Consider the following 25,239-nt stretch of genomic DNA (forward strand, 5'->3'; position numbering starts at 1 on the left):
TTTTTTATTGTTCAATATTTCCTCTCCAGTTTAATATTAGGGGGGGTATAATGTTTATTATTGGTAATACATTAGAAATTACTAATGGTTTTTACTAAATTCCAAATTTTTATTCATAGTATATAGACCACAAATATTACAGCAATCAACAATCATTTTTATTTTAGTCAATAAATGCCTTTTTTTATTAGTATCATAATAAGCTTACGTGATATATATGATGATATATCAGTATTATGATATTACTATTTCATACTAATTGAATTTGACTAAATTATAATGATATTATTTTTATAAAGTTATTAACTATACATCTAAATATTTTTTATTTAGTCATTATTTATAATAGATCTATATTCACAAATTTTTTCAAAATATAGTATAGGAAAATGACTTTATTTTGAAGTGTTAATTGGCATATTATAGTTTATAGTATTGTGACGTCTTTATATTTATATTTTACACTTAAATCTATCTTAATTAAATTATATCGTTTTTAATATTAAATTATATTTAATCATATTTTTTGTACAAATCAAAAATAAATTATATATTTTTTTCAATTTCTGGCAAAATTTCAAAGATATCTCCAACTATGAAATAGTCGGAAATATTAAAGATAGGTGCAAGTTCGTCTTGATTGATTGACACGATAATTTTCGATTCTTTCATTCCTGATATATGCTGTATTGCACCTGATATTCCAGCTGCGATATAAAGTTCTGGAGATATTGTATTGCCTGTTTGTCCTATTTGCCAATCATTAGGAGCAAAACCTGCATCTACTGCATCTCTGGTAGCTCCGATAGCTGCTCCAAGTTTTTTTGCTAAGGGGAAAATAATTGATTGGAAATTTTCTTTTGATCCAAATGCTTTTCCTCCAGATATTACAACTTTTGCGGAAGCAAGATCTATTCCTTCATCTGTAGTTTTTTCTTCTTTAATAAAGCGTACATTTGTGATATTAATATCCATATTTTCTGTAGATATTTTTTTTATATGGGCTGGCAATTTCTTTTGAGGAGAAGGTGGAAAAGCTGTTGTTCTAACCGTTATAATTTGACAAGGATCTGTTGTTTGCACGGTTTGTATCACATTACCTGCGTGTATTAGTCTTTTAAAAATATTGTGAGATACGACCTCAATAATTTCAGATACTTGCATGCAATCTAACATTGCTGCAACTCTTGGCAATACATCTTTTCCTATCGCATTAGATGAAGTCATTATCGTTCTATAATCTTTTGCGATAGATACTATGAAATCACTTAAAATGCTGGCAATTTTATTTCTAAAAATAGCATTTTCTGCGATTAAAACCTTCGTAACTCCATTGATTTTAGATGCTTGTCGTGCAATTCCTTCGATATTTTCTCCAATTACTAGAACGTGTATATCTTGATCAATTTGCTTTGCAGCAGTTATGACTCTTGATGTATGTTCTGATAAATTATCTTGATTATAATCTGCTAGAATAAGTATGGGCATTTTATAGTAGGCCATGTTTATTTTTTAATATTTCAATTAGTTCTAATGCGGAATTCAACCTTATTCCCGATCTTTTGATTTTATTTTCTTCAAAATTGAGAGTTTTTAGATGAGGTTTCAAATCAATCAAAAAATCAGAATCTATTTTTTTTTCAATGATTTTTTTTCGAGATTTCATCATATTTGATAGCGATATATACCTAGGATCATTTAGATTTAGGTCAACTGTTATAACTGCAGGCAAAGTAACTTCTATTGTTTCTATTCCGTATCCCATCTCGCGGATAATAGTTGCGTTATATTTATCAATTTCTATACTAGAAGCGAATGTTGCTTGAGGCCATTTCATCAATGCCGCCAGCATTTGTCCTGTTTGATTTGATTCATAGTCAGTAGTTTTTTTTCCGGTTATAACTATTTTTGGTTTTTCTTGGTTTACTATTTCTCTTAAAAGTTTTGCTACTGATAAGGGTTCTAATATTTCTTTGCTTTCAATAAAAATAGCCCTATCTGCACCCATGGCTAGTGCATTTTTGAGAATTTCTTCTGTTTTGCAAGCTCCTATAGAAACAGCTATTACTTCATCTGCTATTACTTTTTCTTTTAGCCGCAATGCTTCTTCAATAGCAACTTCATCGAAAGGATTTGTCAATGTTTTTAAGTTATCTTTTTCAATTCCGGATCCGTCGACTTTTACGCGTATATTAGCGTTATAGTCTATTACCCCCTTAATGGGTACTAGTACTTTCATTATATGTAGTTTCCACTATGGATAATTGATATTTGCTTGCTAAGTATAAATTTGCTTCGTTTAATTTATAATATCATGTGTTTTTATGGATATTAATTACATATATAAATTGATAGTTAATGGCGATTAATTATATAGTATGTATTAATTTATCGTATTATTGTAGTTAAAATACAATATCAAGTAAAGCCATACTGATTCGATTTATATGATTGTAATAATTTATTATTCAATTTTTTACAGTAATGTATATTAGATTGATAGTTTAATTATGTATTGTGTTTTAATAAAATAATTATTCATTGTAGTTTTAATTATGTATTTATATTATTAAAGCTTGAATGATGATTATGATGTTTTTTATATCAATAAAATTATTATTAGTAATTTTATGCTGGTTAATGGGGTAGCATTATATGTTGAGATACTTTTGCATCATTTATGATATTGTTTTTGATGCTATAGAGCATTTTATGGAAGAAGATGGTTGGGCTATGGCTAGTCATATTTCTCTTTCCACTTTATTATCTATATTCCCATTTATATTTTTTGGTGCGAATTTAGCAGGGTTTCTAGGGGCGCATCAGTTTGTTGCTACTGTTATGGATGTTTTGTTTAGTACTTGGCCTGAAGTGATTGCAAAACCGATTACAGATGAGATTTTGCAAGTATTATCAATGCCCAAGAAAGGTTTATTTACAATTTCAGCATTGGTATCAGCTTACTTTTCTTCTAATGGCATAGAGGCATTGCGTGTCTCGCTTAATAGAGCATATCGTGTTGTTGAATTGAGATCTTGGTATGTGACACGATTGATCAGTCTTGGATATGTTCTGTTATCTGCTTTTATATTGACTATTGTAAGTTTCGTTTTTGTTAATATTCCGTTAGCTTTAGCGTATGTAAAAGAATTTTCTCCTTCATTTGGCAATTTTCTTTTAATAATTTGGAATGGAAGAGTATATGGAACGATTTTTGTTATATTTTTGGGGCTTATCTTTGTACATCTTTTTTTGCCTGCAGGAAATCGTATGATTTACAGTATACTTCCAGGGATAATTTTTACATGGATAAGTTGGCTGGTAGGAGCTTTTTTATTCGCGCATTATATTATTGCTTTTTCTAATTATTCTGCTATTTATGCAGGCCTTGCTTCTATAACTATATTTTTGGTTTTTCTTTATATTTTAGGTGTGATATTTATTTTTGGAGCTGAACTTAATGCTTCTATAATGATAAATTATTGGCGAAAAAATTATGATTATGATGATATTTGAACTGTCTTGTATCAATTTATAACTTGCGATTAAAATAATAGATAAGTTTTTTATTGTATAATACTATCAAGTATTGTTTTCTTATGATTTAGATTATTAACACTTCATTTATGGGGATAACTTTTCCTAAATGTTTTGATTGCAGCTACGTAAGATATAATGGAGAATATAACGCTATATATTATATTCCAAGTTGCAGGGGAAAGACCTAGGATGTTTAAATTTACCTTATTACATGGTACAATTGCTTGATTTTCTATACTTGATGATAGGTCTTCAGCACTTATTTCTTCATTCATGGGTTTTATAATACATGCATTTGCTGCTGATAAAATATTAAGTTCAATTTCGACATGAATAATTCCAAGAACTATATTATATATCATAATTATAGAAACTAGCCCCATTAGTATGCATGTAATCAAATATAGACGATTATTATATGCAGTAAAACTAGCTATTATAGCTATTAAAAGGCAATAAAAATGGAGTGATCTTTCTTGAAGGCAAAGTTTGCATGGTATATATCCCGCTATATGCTGTAACGCTAGTGAGCAAATTAATACAACTGTAAAACCTACTATCAAAATTCTTATGATATGCAAATTTGTTAATTTGGATATTGATGACATAAACATAAAATAGATTTCCCAAAGATATTTGCTTTATAAGTCAAAATTTGCATAGATATTAACATTGTGTCCCAATATGCAATACCTTTATTACTTTTTATAACAATGCTTTATTAGGATAATATTTATAAAAATATGAAAATTATACATATAAGCTTTAATTATGCTTATTATAATGTATTAGTAATTTTATTTTATATAATAAAGTGTTTCAAAATTTGATCATCTCTTTTTTGAACAATTTTTTTCAATGGATTTTCATTTTATGCTTTTAAAGTTGGGTTTATTTCCGACTTGTTTGCAGTGAAGGATTTGGTTGAAACGACCGAGTTGTAACTGGCGTCCTATTTTTTTCTCCAGTCAAGTGAGATATCATACTGGGATGTGCTTAGATTAAATAAATTTTTTCATATTTCTCCTATATCCAAATATGGCTTTTCACTTGTAAAATAAGGTAACATACATTTTGTCTTTCATTGGTTTCTTTATATTAACTTTTTGAAAGGAATCCATAACATTTTATATGTTCCTGATTTTTAAAGGAGTGCTGCAGCTTATTATAAGATGTTTTGATATTTATTTATAATATTTTATTGATTAATACATTACAATATTTATCTATCTACTAAGTTATTAAAGTCTTTAAATATAATATTTATATATTTTTGAATATATTGCAGCATCGTATACAATTTGCTGATTTTTATAATCAGACGATTTTTTAATTATTTTTATACGGCTATTTTATAAGAATTAATTTATTATCAATATTTTATTAGAGTAACTCTGTATTTTTTTATATTTGTGAATATTATTTAAAATATACTTATATATTGTATTAATATATGTGGCTAGTTATTCATAATATTAATGTTTTTTCTTAATTTATATAATATATCTTAGGAGATTTATCTATTTCCCCATCTTGATTGTTAGTATATTATGTAAAATTTATAATTGTAATTAGGGATTGGTATTTAAAAATAATGAACAATACTACTTCAAATTTTTACAGTGAGACTGTCATATCGGTTAAGCATTATACAGATAGATTATTCTATTTTTGTATAACTAGACCAAAGACGTTTCGATTTAGATCAGGTGAATTCGTAATGCTTGGTCTCATGGTTGATGGAAGATATATCAGTCGTGCCTATTCGATGACAAGTCCTTGTTGGGATGATAAATTAGAATTTTTTTCTATAAAAGTGGAAAATGGTCCTCTGACATCCTATCTACAGAATATTAAGTCTGGTGATATTATTTTGTTAAAAAAGAAATCTACAGGCACTCTAGTCTTAGATGCATTGATTCCAGGTAAAAGATTATATTTATTTTCTACAGGAACGGGAATTGCTCCTTTTATGAGTTTGATTCGCGATCCTGAAACGTATGAAAAATTTGATGAAGTTATTATAACTCATACTTGTCGGTATATTTCTGAATTACAATATGGATTAGATGTGGTGGGAGACATTTATAAAAATGAGATTTTAAATCAATTAGTTGGTAAAAAACTTAAACACTATACAACAGTTACTAAAGAAGATTATTTATATAAAGGTCGAATTACTAATCAGATTTTGTCAGGTGAATTCTATAGTAATATTGGTGTGTCTACTTTAGATCCTAACATTGATCGAGCAATGATTTGTGGATCTCCTTCTATGATTGCTGATATGAAGAAAATACTAATAAATCAAAAGTTTATAGAAGGATCTAATAGCAGGCCTGGAACATTTGTTATAGAACGTGCATTTGCAGGATAGATTTTAATGATAAATTCTATATTTTGAGATATGTTTTCTTATATTTTGCTGCTCTTAATATAAAATATGCGAATATTATTGAAGCAATAGATGCTGATATAATGCCTAATTTTGCTTTTTCCTGTAAATCATTATATTGCGGGAAAGAGCATAAGGTCAGGAATAAGCTCATTGTAAAGCCTATTCCACATAGAGCCGATCCTCCATATATTAGATGCCAATTGGAGTTTTTAGGCATTATTCCTACTCCAATTTTCACTGCGATAAATGAAAATAAAAAAATACCCGCCTGCTTCCCAATGAACAGCCCCATCATTATCCCTAATACTACGGGATCAAAAATACTTATATTGGATATTATAGATATAGAAAATCCCGCATTGATAAAAATAAAAGTTGGCAGTATCAGAAGATTCACGAAATATTTTAGTATGTCTTCTAAAAAGTAAAATGATAATTTGTTTTTATCATTACAATTATTAGTTTGATAAGGTAAAACAAGGGAAAATATAAACCCAAAAAATGTTGCATGAACCCCAGATTTAAACATAAAATGCCATAATATTGCTCCAAATAATACATATAATGTCAGGCTAAATATTCTCAATCTATTAAATACAATAAGTAAAAATATTATGGCTATTGCAATGCTAAGGCAAGATACATCAATATTTTTAGTATAAAAAACTGCAGTAATAATTACTGCGAAAAAATCATCTATAATTGCTAGTGCGGTAAAGAATAATTTGAGTGAAGGTGGAAAATTCGACCCAATTAGTGATAATATTCCGAGTGTGAATGCGATGTCTGTTGCTGTGGGGATAGCCCATCCTTTGATAGCAATTTCTGTGTTTCTATTAATAAATATATATATAAGAGCAGGCAAAATTATGCCTCCTATTGCTCCTAGTCCAGGTAAAGATCGTTTTTTCCAGCTTGATAATTCTCCTTCTACGAGTTCATGTTTTATTTCTAATCCAATCATTAAAAAATAAAATGTCATAAATATGTCGTTAATCCAATATTTAACTGTCAAATCATTAATTTTGAATTGTAAAAAATTAAAATAATACTGGGAAGAAAACGATATATTTGCTACCATCAGTGTTGTGATAGCTACAATGATCAATATGATTCCGGGGAGGGTATCTTTTTGCAGTATTTCTTTGGATTTTTTTAGTAGCAAATTTTTTTGATTATAGAGGTGACTCATTCACAATACTTAATATAGAAGTGATATTATTTAGAAAAATCAATCTATCAGCTTATAGGCTATAGAAAAGTTGACTGTTTTTCAATATGATTACAAATACTATTATAGCATGATTAGTTATATATTGTAATAAATATGTAATATAAATCTTATGTTTATTTTTAAATTGCACAATTCGATTGCTTAATATAAAATTGCTATTTTATGCATATTGCAAATTTAGCAATAATGATTTTTTTATGAGGTTGTTTGATCGTTTATATTGCTATTCATTTTGGTAGTGTATTAGATTAGATTGAAAATTGATTTGATAATATTTTGATGTATCTATAATGTTAGGTTTTTCAAAAATATCTTTAAATTGTGTAACGAATGTGGAGTATTTTACATGGCTGTACCTAAACGAAAAACTAGTCCTTCCAAACGAGGCATGCGTCGGTCTGCAGATGCTATAACCCGTCCTTCATATGTGGAGGATAAAAAATCAGGTGAGCTAAGGCGTCCTCATCATGTCGATATGAAGACAGGATATTATCGAGGACGTCAAGTATTTGTTATAAAAGAAGAATAATATATTATTTTATGTTTTAATATTAATGCTTTTATATTTAGTTCGCGTGTATTCCTAGGCTATAACAAAAAGGCGATGTCAATTAGTTTTGATCATACTATGAAATTTTCATTGCCTTATTTTGATTTTTTAAAATTATCGCCTGTCTAAATTTGCTGTGATTATTAAGCATTAAGGTAATAACAATTTTTTTGATGTAAAAATTATGCATAGAAGTTTTCTCTATATAAAGCTGTTTTCTAAGTATATATGATTTAGTAAATAGTTTTGCTAATCAGTGTGTTACTTTTATATGTTTGATCATTAAATAAATTAGTAATGACGATTTTATTTCTTTTTGTATTCTATGTGATGTTTTATTCTATTATTTTTTGTGGTGCTATATTTATAATTTATATTGTAATATAATTAGTGCAGAATATTGTCTTATTTAGCTTTTGTTTCTTTTTAGTTTTTATATAATTTATTATATTCTCACCAATGAGAAGTGGTGTTGATTTAGATATATGTTATTGTTCTGACACAGATACTTTTTATTCCCTATTATTTGATTATTATTATTGGATATTTTATATAATAGCTAGCTATTATTATTAATTGTTATTCTGACTATATCTTATTTAGGAGCTGGTAAGGGTGTTTTTTGATTGGAGGAGGTTTATATCTTTTATTAGCCTTCTTAAGCTACGTGTTATGTCTTTGGCAGTATATACTGCGCTTGTTGGTATTGTTTTGGCGCCAGGACATATTAGTTTATTAAATGGTATTATTAGTATTATAGCTATAGCAATAGGCGCTGGAGCATCTGGCGCTTTGAATATGTTTTACGACGCTGATATAGATCATGTTATGCAGCGTACATCATCTCGTCCTATTCCTATGGGTAAAGTTTTTAAGGGGGAAGCTCTGATATTTGGAGTTGCCTTAGCAATTTTTTCTGTCATGATTATGGGATTTGCAATTAATTGGGTTGCTGCAAAATTAATATTTCTATCTATCTTTGTTTATATTGTGATTTATACAATATATTTAAAGCGTCTTACTCCACAAAATATAGTAATAGGAGGTATAGCTGGAGCTATTCCACCGATGATAGGATGGTCTTCTGTAACTGGTAGTATATCTCTAGAACCCTTTATTATGTTTTTAATCATTTTTTTTTGGACGCCGCCACATTTTTGGTCATTAGCATTGCTATGTAAGGATGATTATGCTGCAGCGAATATTCCAATGTTGCCAAACGTAAAAACAGATAAGATGACTAAAATATATATTCTTATATATACGATTTTAACTGCTATTTTCGGATTATTTCCAACAGTTCTTGGTTTTGCAAGTATTATATACGGTATTATTGCATTTTTTTTAGGTAGTAATTTTATTTTATATGCATTACGTACAGCTTTTTTTTGCAAAGAAGATCAAAGTACAGGATTTATAAAAAAGCTATTCTTATTTTCAATAGTATACCTATTCTCGTTATTTTCTGTTTTGATGTTTGATTGTGTTATAGATGTAAAATCATTAGAAAAATACATTTTTTCATACTATTCTTTTGTATTATGATATCAAAGATAAATACTATGAGTTATCTTTTTTATCTTATATTTTTGCTATAACGTATTATTTTTTAATTATTATAGCAAACAAAAGTGCTGTATTTAACTAGATCCAAAGTTGAAGAATAAACATTATCAAATATTAAATATAATATAAATCATCAACTTTTATAAATTTTTGTTGTAATTTTAATATATTATTTTTATGGATATTAAAGAAAACTATGTGTGTTTTTTATACATAGTATAAATTTATAAATTATACTTCTTTTATTTTGCGCCAAGCAATAAGCTCTGCAATTGATATAATTTTTAATCCATATTTTTTTGCAAAGTTGATAACTTGTTCACCTTTTTTTATAGTGCCATTATCATTAACAAGTTCACAGATTGTCGCTACTGGAGGTAATCCTGCCATTCTACATAAGTCGACAGCTGCTTCTGTGTGTCCAGGACGATTTATTATTCCGCCACTTTGAGATATCAGTGGGAATATATGCCCTGGTCGTAAAAAATCGCAAGAAGAGCTTTGCGGATCAGCTATTTTTTTTATAGTATGTGTTCTATCGGCAGCAGATATGCCTGTTGTAATTCCGCTTTTTGAATCAACAGATACGGTAAATGCAGTTTTATGAACTGATTCATTTTCTGATACCATCGGATTGAAGCCAAGTTTAATTGCGTTTTGAGAAGGCATAGGAACACAAACAATGCCACAGGTATGGCGAATAATGAATGCCATTTTTTCAGGAGTGCAGTGTGTTGCAGCAAGTACTAAATCTGCTTCGTCTTCACGATCCTTTTCATCAGTTACTATGATAATATCGCCTTTTTGAAAACAATTTATTATATCTGAGATATATTGCTCATTAAGTATCATCTTTTATCCCATATCTTTTTTTTCCTGTTTGTCCTCTATCTCTCAGATAGTGATCTGCTAGAATGCATGCTATCATAGATTCTCCTATTGGTACAGCTCGTATACCTACACAGGGATCATGTCTACCTTTAGTTTTTATTGAGACGTTATTTCCATTTTCGTCAACGGAATTTTGTGTTATAGGAATTGAAGAAGTTGGTTTAACTACAAATCTTGCAATTATTGGCTGTCCTGTCGATATTCCTCCTAAAATTCCGCCAGAATGGTTTGATAGGAAAGATGGGTATTTTTTTTCATTGATTATCATACAATCAACATTTGATTCACCTTTCATATCTACAGATTGAAATCCTTCTCCTATTTCTACTCCTTTTACAGCATTAATAGACATTAATAATCCTGCTATATCTTGATCTAATTTACCGTAAATAGGAGCTCCTAATCCTGCTGGTACGTTTTCAGCAACTACTTCAATTATGGCTCCAGCTGATGATTTTTCTTTTCTTATTGAGCCTAGGTATTCTTCCCATATAGGAATAATCTTTTTGTCTGGAGAAAAGAAGAGGTTATTATCTACTTCATCCCAATTCCAATTATTACGATTAATTTTATGTGGTCCAATTTGTATTAATGCTGCACGTATAGAAATTCCAGGTATAATTTTACGTGCTATAGCGCCAGCTGCAACTCGTGCCACTGTTTCCCTTGCTGAAGATCTTCCTCCTCCTCTATGATCACGAATTCCATATTTGATTTTATAGCTATAATCTGCATGTCCTGGTCGGTATTTAGTTGATATGTCTTGATAGTCATTGGGACGATGATCAATGTTATTAACAATGATTGTAATTGGAGTTCCGGTAGTGACTAGAAGTTTTTGCTCATTTTTTTCAATTACTCCAGATAATATTTTTACGGTATCAGGTTCATTTCTTTGCGAAACAAATTGAGACGATCCAGGTTTTCGTTTATTTAAAAAATATTGTATATCATCAAGAAGAAAATTAATATTGGGAGGGCATCCATCTATAGTACATCCTATAGATTCACCGTGACTTTCTCCCCAAGTTGTAACTCGGAAAAGATGCCCAAATGTGTTATATGACAATATTTTCTCCTAGTGTTATTCTTAATATTATCTTAATTTTAAATTTATTTATATGCCTAATAATTTAATACAAACAACTAATTTGTTAATATATTAAATTATAATAAGACAATAATTTTTTGATAAGTTTTATAAAAATATTTTAGCGTTTTTCTTTAAAAAAATTTTGAATAATTTGTTTGCTACGAATCTCGTTTATTCCAGAATATACTTCTGGTTTATGATGGCATGTTGCCAGTTTATAAAATTGTGAACCATGTTCTACCCCTCCACCCTTAGGATTAGGCGATCCATAATAAAGTCTACGGATACGTGCAAAAGATATTGCAGCTGCACACATCGTACATGGTTCTAATGTTACGTATATGTCTACTCCTGGCAATATTTCTTTAGACAATAATTCGCAACTCATGCGAATTACTAATATTTCTGCATGTGCCGTGATATCTTTTAACTCTCGTATTCTATTTCCTGCACGGGCAATAATTTTATTGTTCAGAACGGCGACTGCTCCAACAGGTATTTCTTCTTTTGAAGCAGCATTTAGAGCTTCTTCAATAGCAATGGACATAAAGTTTATTTTTTGAGTCATAATTGCTTCAGATCAATAGCGATTAAGTAAAAAATGCATTATAATACATAATAATGTAAAAGTATGCTAATTCTATCTTAAAATTATTAGCAAGCATATATTTAAAATTATTCATAGGAGATTTAATACTTGAAAAATATTCAAGACGTACAAAAAAAGATTCCATCTGAAAGAGTTTCAAAAGTTATTGCACGTGCTGGTGTTGCTTCTAGGCGTGAAGTAGAACGAATGATTGACAAAAAAAGAGTAAAAGTAAATGGAGTTTATTTGGAAAGATCTGCAGTAAATGTTACGGCTAATGATTATATAGAAGTTGATGATAAGCCTCTGCGGGCAGCAGAGAGGACGCGTTTATGGCTTTACTATAAACCCATAGGATTGGTTACGACTCATTTTGATCCTGCAGGTCGTAATATTGTATTTGATAATTTGCCTTCTAATATGCCACGTGTTGTTTCTATTGGCCGCCTAGATATAAATACAGAAGGGCTTCTGCTTCTGACTAATGATGGCGGATTATCTCGTGTTCTTGAATTGCCTACTACACAATGGTTGCGTGTCTATCGTGTGCGTGCTTATGGGAAAATAGATCAATCTAAGTTTGATGAATTAAAAGAAGGAATAGTAATAAATGGAGTTTGCTATAGAGGCATAAACGTTACTATTGATTCTCAAAAGGGATCCAATATTTGGTGCACAGTTGGTTTACGTGAAGGTAAAAATAGGGAAATTAAAAATGTTTTTGAGTATTTGCATTTGAAAGTAAACCGTTTGATTCGTATTTCTTATGGTCCATTTCAGTTAGGAGAATTATCGGATGGAGATATAAGAGAAGTTTCTAGTAAAGTATTGATTGAACAACTAGGATCTAAGCTTGCAAACGAAGCTAGAGTAAATTTTGATGCGCCTATTTATAATTTTGAGCCCTTAATTATTAAAAATGATGATAAGCTTGTAGAGACTGTAGATAAAACTATCAATATTTCAAAAAAATTAAAAAATAATAATAAAAATGATCAATTTAATAAGAAAACTAAAGTTAATTCTTTAATTAAGCGTAGGAATCGTTCTTCAAATGTATGGATGTCTCCAGGTATTCATGCACCAATTCCATGCGATAGAAAGTTAGATGATAATGGTTTGTTTAAAGATTCTGTAAAATGCAAATCTAATCGTAGAACAAGTAGAAAAGCATTTCGTAATAAGAATAGATCATCTATTCTAGATAAATTTTCTACTGTAAAGAAAAATCGTTATCTTCCATCTGCAAATAAGCCTTTAAATAGTAAAAGTTATTAAAATGCAGATCGTTGGCGGAAAATTTCGAGGACGTTTGCTACATAGTCCTAATAATAGGTCTATTCGTCCTACCAATAGCCGGACAAAAAAAGCCATTTTTGATATTCTTATTCATGTTTATCCTGAAATATTAAATGATGGTCGTGTATTAGATATGTTCGCGGGTACAGGTTCAATTGGATTTGAAGCTTTATCTAGAGGATGTCGACATGTCTTATTTATTGATAATAATATTGATAGTATTAGGTTAATTCGTAGGAATGCTGAGTTATTGGGAGTAGAAAGTAATTGTGATATTTTTTGTATAAATATTTTAAATTTGGGCAAAATTGGAAATATAAAGCCTTTTAGATTTTTATATTTAGATCCTCCATATGGAAAAGGATTAGCTCAAAAAGCATTAAATATTGTATATAACGGTGGATGGTTAGAGTATAACGCTTTGGTTATTGTAGAAGATTATATAGGAAGTAATATATCCTTTAGAGATGATTTTAAACTTTTGCAAAATCGAAGATATGGCGACAGTCAAGTTTATTTTTTCTGTTATAATCCTACGTGATATATTAGAATTTTTTTAAAAATAATTAAATAAAAATATATTACTTATCTTTAGCTTTAACTAAATAGTTATGAAATAAGAAGTTAGCATATTTATATAACTAAATATTTTTTTGAAGTATATTATGTTGATGATATATCCATATTTAATGTTTCTGATAATATCAAATTTATAGTATTTTTTTATCACTTTATGCTATTTTATAGTTTTATTGATAATTTATTATTTATTTTAATTTATATTTTTCTTTGTGATAATAATTTGATTTAGTGATAATTAATTTGAATTTACAAGTGATTTAATATTATTTTTAAATGTAATTATCTCTTTTCCTGCTTATGTCATAAATCTGATTTTGTTATGCATTTTTTTGGTATATTCGTTACATAAATAGTATTTAATTTTTGATTTGAATTTAATTTTTTTTATGTATTATATCGGGTAAGTTATTCCCGTGCTATTCCATCCAATCTTTGACTTGTCGGGACTATTATAAACGTTAATGAAAAATGTTTTGTGGATATGGATTTATGTACAATTGGAATGATGATCTTGATATAGTGAGATTAGCTGTTAAGAATGCTGGTTCTATAGCAATGCGTTATTTCCTTCGATCTCCTAATATCTGTTGGAAGAATGGAGGATCTTCTCCAGTTAGTGATGCTGATATTGCAGTTAATGCTTATCTTGAGTCTTTCTTAAGGCCTTTGCGTCCGTCATATGGTTGGCTTTCTGAGGAAATGGATGATGACTTTGATCGATTGAATTTTAAAACAATTTTTATAGTCGATCCTATTGATGGGACTAGAGGATTTATTCAGGGTAAGAAAGAATGGTGTATAAGTGTTGCAATAGTACATAATGGTCGTCCTGTTATTGGTGTTATATACGCATCAGCTTTAGAAAAGGAATTCGTTGTTTCTATTGGCAATCAATCAACTTGCAATGAGGAAAAAATTTCTATTGCTTTGCCTGAAGAAAAAAAATGTTTAATGATTATGGCTAACGATGTTTTCCTGCAGGGATTGGATACAGTTAGTTTTAAAAAAATTCCTTTTATATCATCTTTGTGTTTAAGATTATGTATGGTGGCGAGTGGTATGATAGATATTTTAATTGTAAATCAAAACGCAAATGACTGGGATCTTGCCGCTGCTGATTTGTTGATTGAAGGTGCTGGTGGAATATTAGTTGGCATAGATGGTAAGTCATTGACTTATAATCGTTCTCAAGTAAGTCATGGGGTTTTATTTGCTTCTTCTAAATATAACTTTAAAAAATTTAAAAATTATTTATCAAGTATATAATAGTAATTATTCAGATATAATTTAATTAATTAAGATAAATATTATTGATGGAAAGGTATGGGTTATGAATAAATCTAATAATGAAAAACAAGTACTATATCTTGTTTTTGGAGGGGAATTAGAGGAAATTTCAAAAAAAGTAATTCGTAATCCTGATGATATAGATTTGGTTGGTATATTCTCCAGCCGTGATAAAGCTTATGATGCTTGGAAGGCTAAGTCTCAGCAGATGGTTGATAATGCGTTGATGCGATATTTCATAATAGATATTCCACTTTCATTTCAGGATTAGATTTAAAAGCTATGAGATATTTTTTATTTTATATCATCATATACAATTTGCAAAACATCATAAAAAATAATAGAACTATATCTTAAGTTATTTCATTTTAAATTATAATTATTTTGGTTGAGATATATTTCAAAAAAGACCTAATTTTGTTTTATGTAGATATAATTTATGCGTAATATTTTTTAGAAATAAAAGATGCTTTCTGCTTACTTAATATTATTTTCGCATTTTTTCTGCTTTTAAAGACATTTCTGCATTAGCATAGGCTTCTCTCCTATCTACACTCCAGTAATATAATCTATCTAAGGGTATACGTTCACCTGATATGGCGCATATAACATATGATCCAGGAAGTATTATTTCAAACTCTCCATCCTTATAATTGAGAACAGCTTTATCCATATTTTCATTAGTTTTATCGTGCATATTAATAAATTTCTTTCTAGTTTATAAATGTTATATGATTTTTATTTTAACGTCCGAATAGTTTTTCTATATCAGATAATTTAAGTTTAATAAAAGTTGGACGTCCATGATTACATTGACTGCTATTAGGATTTTTTTCCATTTGTCTTAATAGTTCATTCATTTCGTTAATTTGCATTTTTCTACCTGAACGAATAGATGTATAGCATGCTATAGTTGCAATTATTTTTTCTATTTTATCAGTTAAGCTATGGATTGTATTATTTGCTATGATTTCACTAAAAATATCTTGAAATAATTGTGATACATCTTTCTTGGGAATAATGAGGGGTATTTCTCTAATAGCAATGGCATTAGGACCAAAACGTTCAACAGCTATTCCTAATCTATTTAGAGTATCTGTATGTCCTATTATAAGGTCGCATTCTACCTCAGATAGGTCTATTATTTCTGGTATCAGCAGTATTTGTGAGGTGATTTTTTCATTATAAAAATCTTGGCGCATTTTTTCAAAAACTAATCTTTCATGTGCCGCGTGTTGATCTACAATGATTAATTCATCATTATTTTGACTAATAATATAGTTTTTTTTTATCTGAGCACATGCCATTCCAAGGTATTGATGTGATGTTTGGATTGGTTTGACATTATTTTCATCAGCAAAATTATTTATATTATTATCCAATAAATCTATAACTGAATTATTTTCATCACTAAATCTAAACTCTTGGTTTTCTGTTGTTATAATTTTAGGCTGAGATATGTAATTATTAAATTTTTCTGTATTTGATTTATGAAAAGATTTGATCATTTTATTAGATAGAACAGAAGAAGTAGCAATTCCATTATTGAAAATTGTTTCTTTGATGCTTTTAATAATAAAATTTCTTACCATGGATGGATTACGAAAACGTACATCAGATTTAGCAGGATGTACATTAACATCTACTTGTTGAGGATCAATTTCTATTAGTAAAACTATTACAGGATAACGTTTTTGTGGAATACTTTCCGCATAAGATGATCTTATAGCTGAAAAAATAAGTTTATCTTGGATAATTCTACCATTAACGAAAACATATATTTGATTAGGCTGACTTCTATTAAAAGTAGGAATTCCTGCATATCCTCGCAGGGCTATATCATGGGATATTTCATTTAATTCGATTGCGTTGTCAAGAAAATCTTTGCCTATAACTTGATATATACGTTCTTCAAAACTGCTAGCATCTATATTATAACGAGTATTTTTGTTAATTGAAAGTGTAAAGCGTATTGGAGAATGAGCAATTGCCATCCGTTTTATTAGGTCGGTTATTAAGTTGTTTTCTACCTGTTCACTTTTTAAAAAATTTAATCTTGCAGGTATTGTAAAAAAAAGATCACGTACTTCTACTATAGTGCCTTTGTTCATTGCTACTGGATTAATATTAGAAATTTTATCTCCATTTACAGTAATCTGTGAACCTATTGTATTTATAGAAGATCTACTCATTAAGGTGAGATGAGCTACAGAACCAATTGAAGGGAGTGCTTCTCCTCTAAAGCCAAATGTTCGAATATTTGAAAAATCATCAAATATTTTTGAAGTACAATGGCGTTGTACTGCCATTTTTAGCTCTTCTGGCGTCATGCCACAACCATTATCAGAAATTTGGAAGAATGATTTTCCTCCGCCATAAGCAGATGTTTCAATGCATGTTGATCCTGCATCGATGGAATTTTCAATTAATTCTTTGATAGCAATATATGGCCTCTCTATAACTTCACCAGCAGCGATTTGATTAACTATTTTTTCGCATAATTTTCTAATTTTCATAATACATTATTTGTGTAATATACATTTATTGATGTTTTAAATGTTATTTTAGTATTTTGTAGAATTTTTCCAAGGGTTAATCAATTAATTATAGTTTATCTCAATTTTTGTTTATATCGCTTATATAGAATTTATTTTTTCATAAAGTATAGGATTTATATAATAAAAACTACAACTTTTTATTATTTTTTTGTCTCAAGATCTATATTTTTTGAATAAATATTTGTGATTTGACAGAATTCTTCTACAGATAAATTTTCAGCTCTTAAAGTTGGTTCTATTCCCGCTTTTAGTAATAAATTTTCTCCTCCTAATACTTTTAAACTTTGTCTTAGTGTTTTTCTTCTTTTACTAAAGGCTTCTTGAGTTACTTTTTTCAGATATTCTAGGTTACAATGAATAGGGGTTTGATTAGGGATGAAGTGAACTAGGCTTGATGTAATTTTAGGTGCAGGGAAAAAAGCCTGAGGAGGGATATCAAACATTATTCTAGATTTTGTCCTCCAATTAGTTAAGACACTTAATCTTCCATAATTATGATCATTTTGTTTAGATATTATTCGTTTTCCTACTTCTTTTTGAAACATAAGGGTCATTGATTCCCAAAAAGGTGGCCATATATGAGAAGTAATCCAATTGAATAATAATCTAGTTCCAATATTATATGGTAGATTTGCAATTATTCGAATAGGCGCTTCCATATTTGCAAATTGTTGTAAATCTATTTGCAAGGCATTGCCGTGTATTATTTCTAATTTATTTTGATATTTTGAAGCAATTTGTTCTAAAGGCGGTAAAAATTGTCGATCTTTTTCTATAACGATGACTTTTTTAGCTCCTAGTTCGAGGATAATTTGAGTTAAATTTCCTGGTCCAGGTCCTATTTCTATGACATTAACTCCACATAACGTACCTGTAGATTCTGCAATTTTCTTTAGTATATTAAAATCAATAAGGAAATTTTGCCCCATCCTTCTATGAGGTATAATATTATGGCTAGCAATAGTATTTTTTAATGGTATTCTTTTATTTTTGATTATCATTATCATTATCAATATCCAGATGTCCAAATTTTGCAGCCATTTGAAGGGCGGAGACGAGACTATCTTCTCGAGCAATTAGGTCTTTTGCTATATCAAAAGCAGTCCCGTGATCTGGTGATGTACGTATAAAAGGCAGTCCGAATGTTATGTTAACCGTTTTATCAAAATCAAGTATCTTCACTGGGATAAGAGCTTGATCATGATACATGCATACAGCAACATCGTAATTTTTTATGGCAGATAAATTAAACATGCTATCAGCTGGTAATGGTCCTAATACCTGCATATTTTCATTCCGCAATTGCTCAATAGCTGGTGATATTATTTTCTGCTCTTCAGATCCAATAGTATCATTTTCTCCTGCATGAGGATTGATACCAGCTATAGCAATTCGAGGGGAATTGATTCTGAAATATTTTTTCAACGCATCATCTACTGTACGACATGTTTCTATGATAAGTTGTTTTGATAAAGATTTACAAACATGTGAAAGCGGTATGTGTATTGTAACTGGGACGGTTCTTAATCTAGGCCCGGCTAACATCATTACTGGTTTACAAGCTATGCCTGTTATTTTTTTTGATATTTCAGATAAAAATTCTGTATGTCCTGGAAATTCGAATTTTTCTTTATATAGAAGATACTTTGATATCGGATTTGTCACCATTGCTATCGCTTGTCTCGATATTGTAAGGTAAGCAGCTTTTTCAATATTGATAATAGTATTGGATCCTGTTTCAGGATTAGGTATTCCTGTTCTGACTTTTAATCCACATGAAGAAGCTATAATTGGGAAGTATTTATCGAAAACCGCAACGGCATTTGCGCAATCTGTTTCATATATTGGAATATCTATATTAAGTTGCTTTGCTCTAAACATTAATATATCTGGATCTCCAATATAAATGAATGGAGGTACAGATAATTTTTTGCGATTAAACCATGCTTTAATGGATATCTCAGGACCAATTCCTGCGGGATCTCCCTGAGTCAGGGCAACAGGCAATTTATTAAAAGATTCTTTCATACATTATATCCATCTATTTATAGAATCTTATATGTGCATTTTTACGTATATTTTTAATATATTCTTCTTCATATTTTTCAATTTTTTTAGATATTTCTTGATAATTAATTTTTTCATTTAAAGCAAATTCGCCGCCTATATCTAGTTCATTGCAAATAGCAATATATTCTACTCCTGATTGTGTCATGTAAACATCAGTTGTATTATTACTTGCTTTTTTTATAAGATCTTGAACCTTAGGATTTAGATTTGTTTCTAAAATACGTTTTCCTTCTCCAACAGATACGTCTACCATCTTAGATGCGAATTCTTCTGCTTTACTACAGTCTTTCGGGAATTTAGCGCGTGAAGCTTCTGCTTCTTTTATTTTTTGTTTGATATAATCAGTATTATCACTTTTTTTATTGGGTATTACAAATGTTACTTCCTTTAAAATATATTCTTTTATTTTTATATCATTATTTATTTTTAGATTATTTGGATTTGTTTGCTTTATAGCACTATTATTAAATCGAAAGTTTCTATTTATAAATTCATTCCAATATATTTGTACTGCAATGTATTCTTTAAAATGTTTTTCTCCAATTCCTTGAGTTTCTAACTTATTTATTAATTCGTTTATTGATAATCCGATATCTTTAGCTTTTTTCTCGAATAAATAATTGATAGCATTTTCATTAAATGCCAAACCATTTTTTTGCATTTCCTGTTTTTTTAAAGTTTCAATTATAAGTTCTTGTGTGGCTATCTTGTTAAGATCTCCGTTTACTTTCTCCATATTTAGAAAATTTATGCGTTTTGAAATATCACCATTGGTAATGGCATCTTCGTTAACTGTCATGTATATTTTTCTGGAAATAGCCCATGATTTATGTGTGACTGTAAATATTGTCGATGCAATTAATAATACAATTAATTTTGAAATTTTTTTATTTTTAATATTTATTTTATATATCATTTCAATGTCTTATCTCCAATTTTTATATATCATTTTTTCGAAACTAATTTAGTCTTATAAAAGTAATATTTTATAGATTAAAAACATATAATTGAATATGCATTTAATATTAAATGTTATTGATACCTCCTATAGTTCTCAATGATAAATCTGCTCTAATTCTATAATCTTGCATTGTTTTTGAATTGTTTTCATAGACAATATTAAATGTAGTACAGTCATTATGATAAGATAATCCGATAGAATGTCCAATTATCTTCCCTGAATCTTTCGTATTCCATCCTAATGATGCCTTTGTAGAAAAGTTGTCATTTATTTTTAATTTCATTTCTGATTTAATAATGCTGATAGGATCATTAATCGTCAAATTCGAGTTTTTTGGCATATATGAGTGGTTTATATTCCATTCTAATGCATCAGATATGTAATTAATATTTACGTCACTACGACGCAATGTGAAATCTTCTCTATTAATTAAAGCTTGGGTAGATAACATTAAATTAGAAGGTGTAGATAAACTTATTGCTCCAACATAGTCAGATTTATTATCTTCCAGTCCTGAGTTTATTGCCACTCCAATATCATCTTTAAACGCAAAAGAGTTTTTCCCCGCTAGGTGTATTGACTGTCCTATTAAAGCGTTAATTATTAAGGAATTATTCTTTAAGTTTCCCACGTATCTAATTCCTATGTTAGTGCGAGTTCCTCCTTCAATGCGGTCGAAACCGGAGAATTTATTTCTGCTGAATATAGATGCAGAATTTAACACCAGACTTTTTGAATCTTCATTAGGGATATCTTGCATATTTATTTCATCGTTACTTAAATATAATTGAGTTATTCCTTCAAAAATATGCCTTGACTTATCTGTGATAGCGACAACTGGATACCTTGCTTCTAATCCTGTTGTAAACATGCCACGTGCTATCAATTCATTATTTCTTGTCATGTTTTTATCCAATGAAAGATAATGTATATCTCCTCTTAAACTTATTAGAGGTATGAACATTGTTCCAAGTGGCCCTATAAGTTTTTGTTTCCATTCTGTTTCTAATGTTAATCTGTTGTTTAAATAGCTATAACTAGTAGGTGATGTTTTTTTATCTATAATATATTTATCTTTTTTAGATAATGCAGTAATATTACCAGTAAGAGATAGCTCTCCCCCAACTAAAGACTTCGGTTCTAAATATTTGTAATCTATTGAAGGCAGTATATAATATTTATGAATATATGGCGATTTTTCGTCATTATGTGATAAACTTATACCTATATTGTTTTTTCTCCCAATACCATTGATATAGATTTCGTTATCTTGTTTTGTCTTATTTAATATTTCTAAATTTTTGTCAAAATAGTTGATATTAGCTTGTAGATTACTATTCCATCCTAAAATCCATTGAGGCGTTAATTGGAATTCTGCTATTGATGATATGTTTGCTTCATCATATTTTTTATCCTGCATTTTAGGATAAAACCAATACATATAAGATGCATTCAATATATGTTTCCCGATCGCAAAGCGTTTTCTAAGCTCCAGTTCACTTAGAATTCCCATATTGCTCTGAGGACTAAGTGTAAAAGTAGCATCAGAACTTTTGGATATGACTATATGATAGGGGATTGAAACAATAAATATTTTATCTGATGGACTGTATGATAATCTTGGGATAAGAAATCCTGTTTTGCGTTTTACTGTTTCATCTGGAATCTCAATAAAAGGAAGATATGCGACTGGTATAGATAAAAATTCTAGGTATGCTTTTTCCATACGTATATTGTGTTCTTTTTTATTGAGTATAGTTTTCTTGGATTTTATTATCCAGAATGGATGGAAACTTGTTTTTGTATCACAACTAGAACATGCAGTATAAGTTCCTTGATTAAAAATTGTTATAATTCCATCTATTAATTTCGCACTTTTAGCAGAAATATAGGTTTTATCTGGAGTGTCGATTGTTATTTCTTTGATGATTCCATTTTTAAAATCATCAGTTATATCAAGGTTTTTTACATATATTTGATATTTATTAGAATCAATTAGTTTAATGTTTCCACTAGCTATAATTCTCTTAGTATTGTGATTAAATGTTACTTTATCAGCAGATATATGATATCTATCGTATTCTATTTTCACATTTCCTATGGCAATTGTAGTATTCATTGAAGGATTATGAATTATTTTTTCGGAAGATATTAATACATTAGAATAATTGTTATTTGATTTAATTTCTTTTTGTTTGGATATATCTTCTTTTTTTTTTGCGAATATTTCAACAAAAGATAGAAATACTATTATAACTGATAAACCTATATAATGGTATTTCATGTCAACCATCCTCTTTTCTAAGAAGCGTTAATATACTTAGAGATATTGTAGAAATTATAGGAATTGATGCCGATGCTGTAGGAATTAGAATTCCGTTTTTGCCGAATGATTTCATAATTATTAATGTAGTATAAAGCATAAAACCAGAAATTATCCCATATATCATGGTAATTGTAAGTTTACCTGAACGGTTAAACTCTAAAGAAACAGATGCTGCTATTAACGTCATTGCAATAAGCATAATAGGTGTTGTTATTAGAAAATAGAATTTTGTTTCTGATAGATTACTATTAAAAGTATTTGTTTTATCAGCATATATGATATTTTTTATATCATCATATAAGGAAACTGATTGTAATTTCCCATTAAATTGATCAAAAACGTCTATTTTGCTGAAGTAATTAATTATTACCGAATCCATATATAAAGGATTAGATCCATGCTTGTAATTATTGACATTTTTTAATGTAATCATTTTATGATCGATAGTAGCATATTCAGCATTCTGCCTAATTATTGAATAATCTTCCTTATTAATAGTAATGACTACAACATTTGATAAAATCTTTTCTTTTTCAGATATATTATCTGCGCTTATGAAGATTTCTTTTTGTTTATCTTTTATATGTGCCCAAGGAATAGTTACGTGTTTTTTTTCTTCTGCCCATTTTTTTACAATTGATCTTCCTACTTTTTCTCCATAAACTGCTAGTGGATTGATAATTAATACCATGCACATTCCTAATATAAAAGATCCTATTAAAAAAGGGCTAAGAAATTGCCATATAGAAATTCCCATAGCACGCGTAATAACAGTTTCATTTTTTCTATTGATATTAAAAAAAGTTATCATATTGATAATCAATATAATGAAAGGAATAGTTTGTTGTATGATCAATGGTATGCGTGTTAATACTAGCAATACACATTCATAGGAACTATATCCAGGAAGCCAATCCATTTGGCTCTTCATTTCATCCAGATCTATAACGAAAAGCAATATGATAATGCTTGATAGAAAATATACGGTAATTTTCATATAGTATTTGAAAAAATAACGCCATAAAATGCCTAATAGCATCATATTATCTCCATATTGAGATTTCTTTTACTATATTTTTGTATGTTTTTTTATCATCATACATAGTACTACTATGAATGTACAAGCGAAGAACGAATATAATATTGGAATATAAGAATAGTTATTTGCAATATTTGATGATATATATACGCTAGCCCAAAAAAATCCAAAAGATAGTAAAAATGATATAAATATAGGATGTAATCTTGATCTATTACGCAGAGATCCACTTCTTTCTGTAGCTAATATCGTAATCATTCCAAATATTATAGGATATAACCAATTTGTTAGCCTTTGATGTAGCTCTGATCTATACTCATTTTTATCATCAGCATTATGATCCCAAAGAAATGAAAGACTTTGTTCTTTTGCTTTAGGATTTACTATAGGGATGGTTTTTATTGTCTCCATATCTGTACTATAGTAATCAAATTTAGTTATTGATATATCTTTTGATTTTCGGTTCCTTTTATGTATCTCTCCTTTCTGTAATATTAGTGATTTATTTTCTAGATCTATTAGTCCTTTTTGAGCATAGTATATCTTATCTATCATACTATCGCGTGAATCAGCTATGAAAATTCCTTGCACTGTGTTGTCAGGGTAACGCTTGGCTATTTCTATGTAAAGATTACTATTAATATGATTTAATGTATTTTCTTCAATGCGAGAAAATATAAGGTTAAATTGCGCTTGTGCGAGTATATTATTTATAGCTAATCTGCATTTTGGTTCTATAGTATTGCTTGATATGAATAATAGTATGCTCAAAAAAGCAGCAATAAATAGCACAGGTCTAATTAATATAACACGTGAAGTTCCTGTATTATCAATGATTAATAGTTCCGAATTATTATTCATATCTGTAAGGATTTGAGTTGCTGCTGTTATAAAACAAAAAGGAACTACTATTGGTATAATAGTCGGTAAAATCATATATGATATTTTTAATAATATTATTATTGATTGTGTATTATTTGCAATAATATTGATATGATCCAATATTTGTACAGTCCATCCAATGAATATAATAAATAATGACGATATTATTAAATATCTAGATATGCGACGGTATATGTAAAATTCAAATAATTTCATAATATTATTGTAAGTATGTATTATTTTCTTTATTAGTTAATATGTGTATTAAAAAAAATAATGGTAAGTATTGTAGATGTTCTCATATAAAATTATAATCGGAAATAGTTTATATAATACTTAATTGTATATATAAGCCGATATATTTTAACTAAATT

23 protein-coding genes are annotated in these 25,239 nt (G+C 28.8%); 8 read left to right on the forward strand and 15 right to left on the reverse strand.

The features are described 5' to 3' along the window. Window positions 1–546: 546 nt before the first annotated feature. Window positions 547–1,488 (reverse strand): electron transfer flavoprotein subunit alpha/FixB family protein, encoded by a 942-nt coding sequence (locus tag LAM_RS01375; protein WP_007556907.1) that lies wholly within the window; start codon window positions 1,486–1,488, stop codon window positions 547–549. A 1-nt stretch (window position 1,489) separates the two neighbouring features. Next, window positions 1,490–2,239 (reverse strand): electron transfer flavoprotein subunit beta/FixA family protein, encoded by a 750-nt coding sequence (locus LAM_RS01380; protein WP_007556908.1) that lies wholly within the window; start codon window positions 2,237–2,239, stop codon window positions 1,490–1,492. A gap of 416 nt (window positions 2,240–2,655) precedes the next feature. Between LAM_RS01380 and LAM_RS01385 the strand changes: the two genes are divergently transcribed. Continuing rightward, window positions 2,656–3,516, forward strand: a complete 861-nt coding sequence (locus LAM_RS01385) for a YihY/virulence factor BrkB family protein (protein ID WP_007556909.1) — start codon at window positions 2,656–2,658, stop codon at window positions 3,514–3,516. A 104-nt stretch (window positions 3,517–3,620) separates the two neighbouring features. On the opposite strand, the gene LAM_RS01390 is transcribed toward LAM_RS01385, so the two are convergent. Continuing rightward, a complete protein-coding gene (locus LAM_RS01390; protein WP_007556910.1) occupies window positions 3,621–4,154 on the reverse strand; it encodes a disulfide bond formation protein B in 534 nt (177 codons plus the stop codon). Window positions 4,155–5,134: 980 nt separating this feature from the next. On the opposite strand from LAM_RS01390, the gene LAM_RS01395 reads away from it, so the two are divergent. Beyond that, a complete protein-coding gene (locus LAM_RS01395; protein WP_023466194.1) occupies window positions 5,135–5,917 on the forward strand; it encodes a ferredoxin--NADP reductase in 783 nt (260 codons plus the stop codon). A 16-nt stretch (window positions 5,918–5,933) separates the two neighbouring features. Here the strand turns inward: LAM_RS01395 and nhaA are convergent, their stop codons facing one another. Next, window positions 5,934–7,130: a Na+/H+ antiporter NhaA gene (nhaA, locus tag LAM_RS01400; RefSeq protein ID WP_023466196.1), complete on the reverse strand. Its 1,197-nt coding sequence runs from the start codon at window positions 7,128–7,130 to the stop codon at window positions 5,934–5,936. Window positions 7,131–7,518: 388 nt separating this feature from the next. Here nhaA and rpmF point away from each other — a divergent pair, with 388 nt between their 5' ends. Both rpmF and LAM_RS01410 read left to right on the forward strand, forming a co-directional pair. After that, on the forward strand, window positions 7,519–7,701 hold the full coding sequence (rpmF, locus tag LAM_RS01405; protein ID WP_007556913.1) for a 50S ribosomal protein L32: 183 nt from the start codon (window positions 7,519–7,521) through the stop codon (window positions 7,699–7,701). A 636-nt stretch (window positions 7,702–8,337) separates the two neighbouring features. Next, on the forward strand, window positions 8,338–9,267 hold the full coding sequence (locus LAM_RS01410; RefSeq protein WP_007556914.1) for a heme o synthase: 930 nt from the start codon (window positions 8,338–8,340) through the stop codon (window positions 9,265–9,267). 252 nt (window positions 9,268–9,519) lie between these two features. Here LAM_RS01410 and ribB read toward each other — a convergent pair whose 3' ends face one another. From ribB to LAM_RS01425, 3 genes are all read right to left on the reverse strand, one after another. Further along, window positions 9,520–10,140 (reverse strand): 3,4-dihydroxy-2-butanone-4-phosphate synthase, encoded by a 621-nt coding sequence (gene ribB, locus LAM_RS01415; RefSeq protein WP_007556915.1) that lies wholly within the window; start codon window positions 10,138–10,140, stop codon window positions 9,520–9,522. After that, window positions 10,130–11,248 (reverse strand): chorismate synthase, encoded by a 1,119-nt coding sequence (aroC, locus tag LAM_RS01420; RefSeq protein WP_007556916.1) that lies wholly within the window; start codon window positions 11,246–11,248, stop codon window positions 10,130–10,132. The genes ribB and aroC overlap by 11 nt, the downstream gene beginning before the upstream one ends. Before the next feature lie 142 nt (window positions 11,249–11,390). Then, window positions 11,391–11,840 (reverse strand): nucleoside deaminase, encoded by a 450-nt coding sequence (locus tag LAM_RS01425; RefSeq protein ID WP_007556917.1) that lies wholly within the window; start codon window positions 11,838–11,840, stop codon window positions 11,391–11,393. Window positions 11,841–11,969: 129 nt separating this feature from the next. Between LAM_RS01425 and LAM_RS05615 the strand changes: the two genes are divergently transcribed. From LAM_RS05615 to LAM_RS01445, 4 genes are all read left to right on the forward strand, one after another. Further along, window positions 11,970–13,139, forward strand: coding sequence for a pseudouridine synthase (locus LAM_RS05615; RefSeq protein ID WP_007556918.1), 1,170 nt, complete (start codon window positions 11,970–11,972; stop codon window positions 13,137–13,139). Between the two features lies 1 nt (window position 13,140). Then, entirely contained in the window at window positions 13,141–13,701 is a 561-nt protein-coding gene (gene rsmD, locus LAM_RS01435; RefSeq protein ID WP_007556919.1) for a 16S rRNA (guanine(966)-N(2))-methyltransferase RsmD, read from the forward strand. A 530-nt stretch (window positions 13,702–14,231) separates the two neighbouring features. Beyond that, window positions 14,232–15,008, forward strand: coding sequence for a 3'(2'),5'-bisphosphate nucleotidase CysQ (locus LAM_RS01440; RefSeq protein WP_007556920.1), 777 nt, complete (start codon window positions 14,232–14,234; stop codon window positions 15,006–15,008). Window positions 15,009–15,072: 64 nt separating this feature from the next. Continuing rightward, entirely contained in the window at window positions 15,073–15,300 is a 228-nt protein-coding gene (locus LAM_RS01445) for a DUF4170 domain-containing protein (protein ID WP_007556921.1), read from the forward strand. A gap of 216 nt (window positions 15,301–15,516) precedes the next feature. Here the strand turns inward: LAM_RS01445 and LAM_RS01450 are convergent, their stop codons facing one another. From LAM_RS01450 to LAM_RS01485, 8 genes are all read right to left on the reverse strand, one after another. Further along, window positions 15,517–15,726: a DUF2093 domain-containing protein gene (locus LAM_RS01450; RefSeq protein WP_007556922.1), complete on the reverse strand. Its 210-nt coding sequence runs from the start codon at window positions 15,724–15,726 to the stop codon at window positions 15,517–15,519. A gap of 46 nt (window positions 15,727–15,772) precedes the next feature. Beyond that, window positions 15,773–17,545 carry a DNA mismatch repair endonuclease MutL gene (gene mutL / locus LAM_RS01455; protein ID WP_007556923.1) on the reverse strand — a complete coding sequence of 591 codons (1,773 nt, stop codon included), beginning with the start codon at window positions 17,543–17,545 and terminating at the stop codon, window positions 15,773–15,775. A 182-nt stretch (window positions 17,546–17,727) separates the two neighbouring features. After that, complete coding sequence (gene rsmA, locus LAM_RS01460; RefSeq protein WP_040055849.1) at window positions 17,728–18,588, reverse strand: 16S rRNA (adenine(1518)-N(6)/adenine(1519)-N(6))-dimethyltransferase RsmA; 861 nt, start codon at window positions 18,586–18,588, stop codon at window positions 17,728–17,730. Beyond that, window positions 18,572–19,615 carry a 4-hydroxythreonine-4-phosphate dehydrogenase PdxA gene (pdxA, locus tag LAM_RS01465; protein ID WP_007556925.1) on the reverse strand — a complete coding sequence of 348 codons (1,044 nt, stop codon included), beginning with the start codon at window positions 19,613–19,615 and terminating at the stop codon, window positions 18,572–18,574. Before pdxA ends, rsmA begins: the two co-directional genes overlap by 17 nt. Window positions 19,616–19,628: 13 nt before the next feature. Continuing rightward, window positions 19,629–20,573, reverse strand: coding sequence for a hypothetical protein (locus tag LAM_RS01470; protein WP_007556926.1), 945 nt, complete (start codon window positions 20,571–20,573; stop codon window positions 19,629–19,631). A gap of 109 nt (window positions 20,574–20,682) precedes the next feature. After that, complete coding sequence (locus LAM_RS01475) at window positions 20,683–22,902, reverse strand: LPS-assembly protein LptD (RefSeq protein ID WP_007556927.1); 2,220 nt, start codon at window positions 22,900–22,902, stop codon at window positions 20,683–20,685. Between the two features lies 1 nt (window position 22,903). Next, complete coding sequence (locus tag LAM_RS01480) at window positions 22,904–23,986, reverse strand: LptF/LptG family permease (protein WP_240532029.1); 1,083 nt, start codon at window positions 23,984–23,986, stop codon at window positions 22,904–22,906. 27 nt (window positions 23,987–24,013) lie between these two features. After that, a complete protein-coding gene (locus LAM_RS01485; RefSeq protein WP_023466200.1) occupies window positions 24,014–25,081 on the reverse strand; it encodes an LptF/LptG family permease in 1,068 nt (355 codons plus the stop codon). Window positions 25,082–25,239 lie beyond the last annotated feature (158 nt).

The sequence above is a fragment of the Candidatus Liberibacter americanus str. Sao Paulo genome (assembly GCF_000496595.1).
Lineage (GTDB): Bacteria > Pseudomonadota > Alphaproteobacteria > Rhizobiales > Rhizobiaceae > Liberibacter > Liberibacter americanus.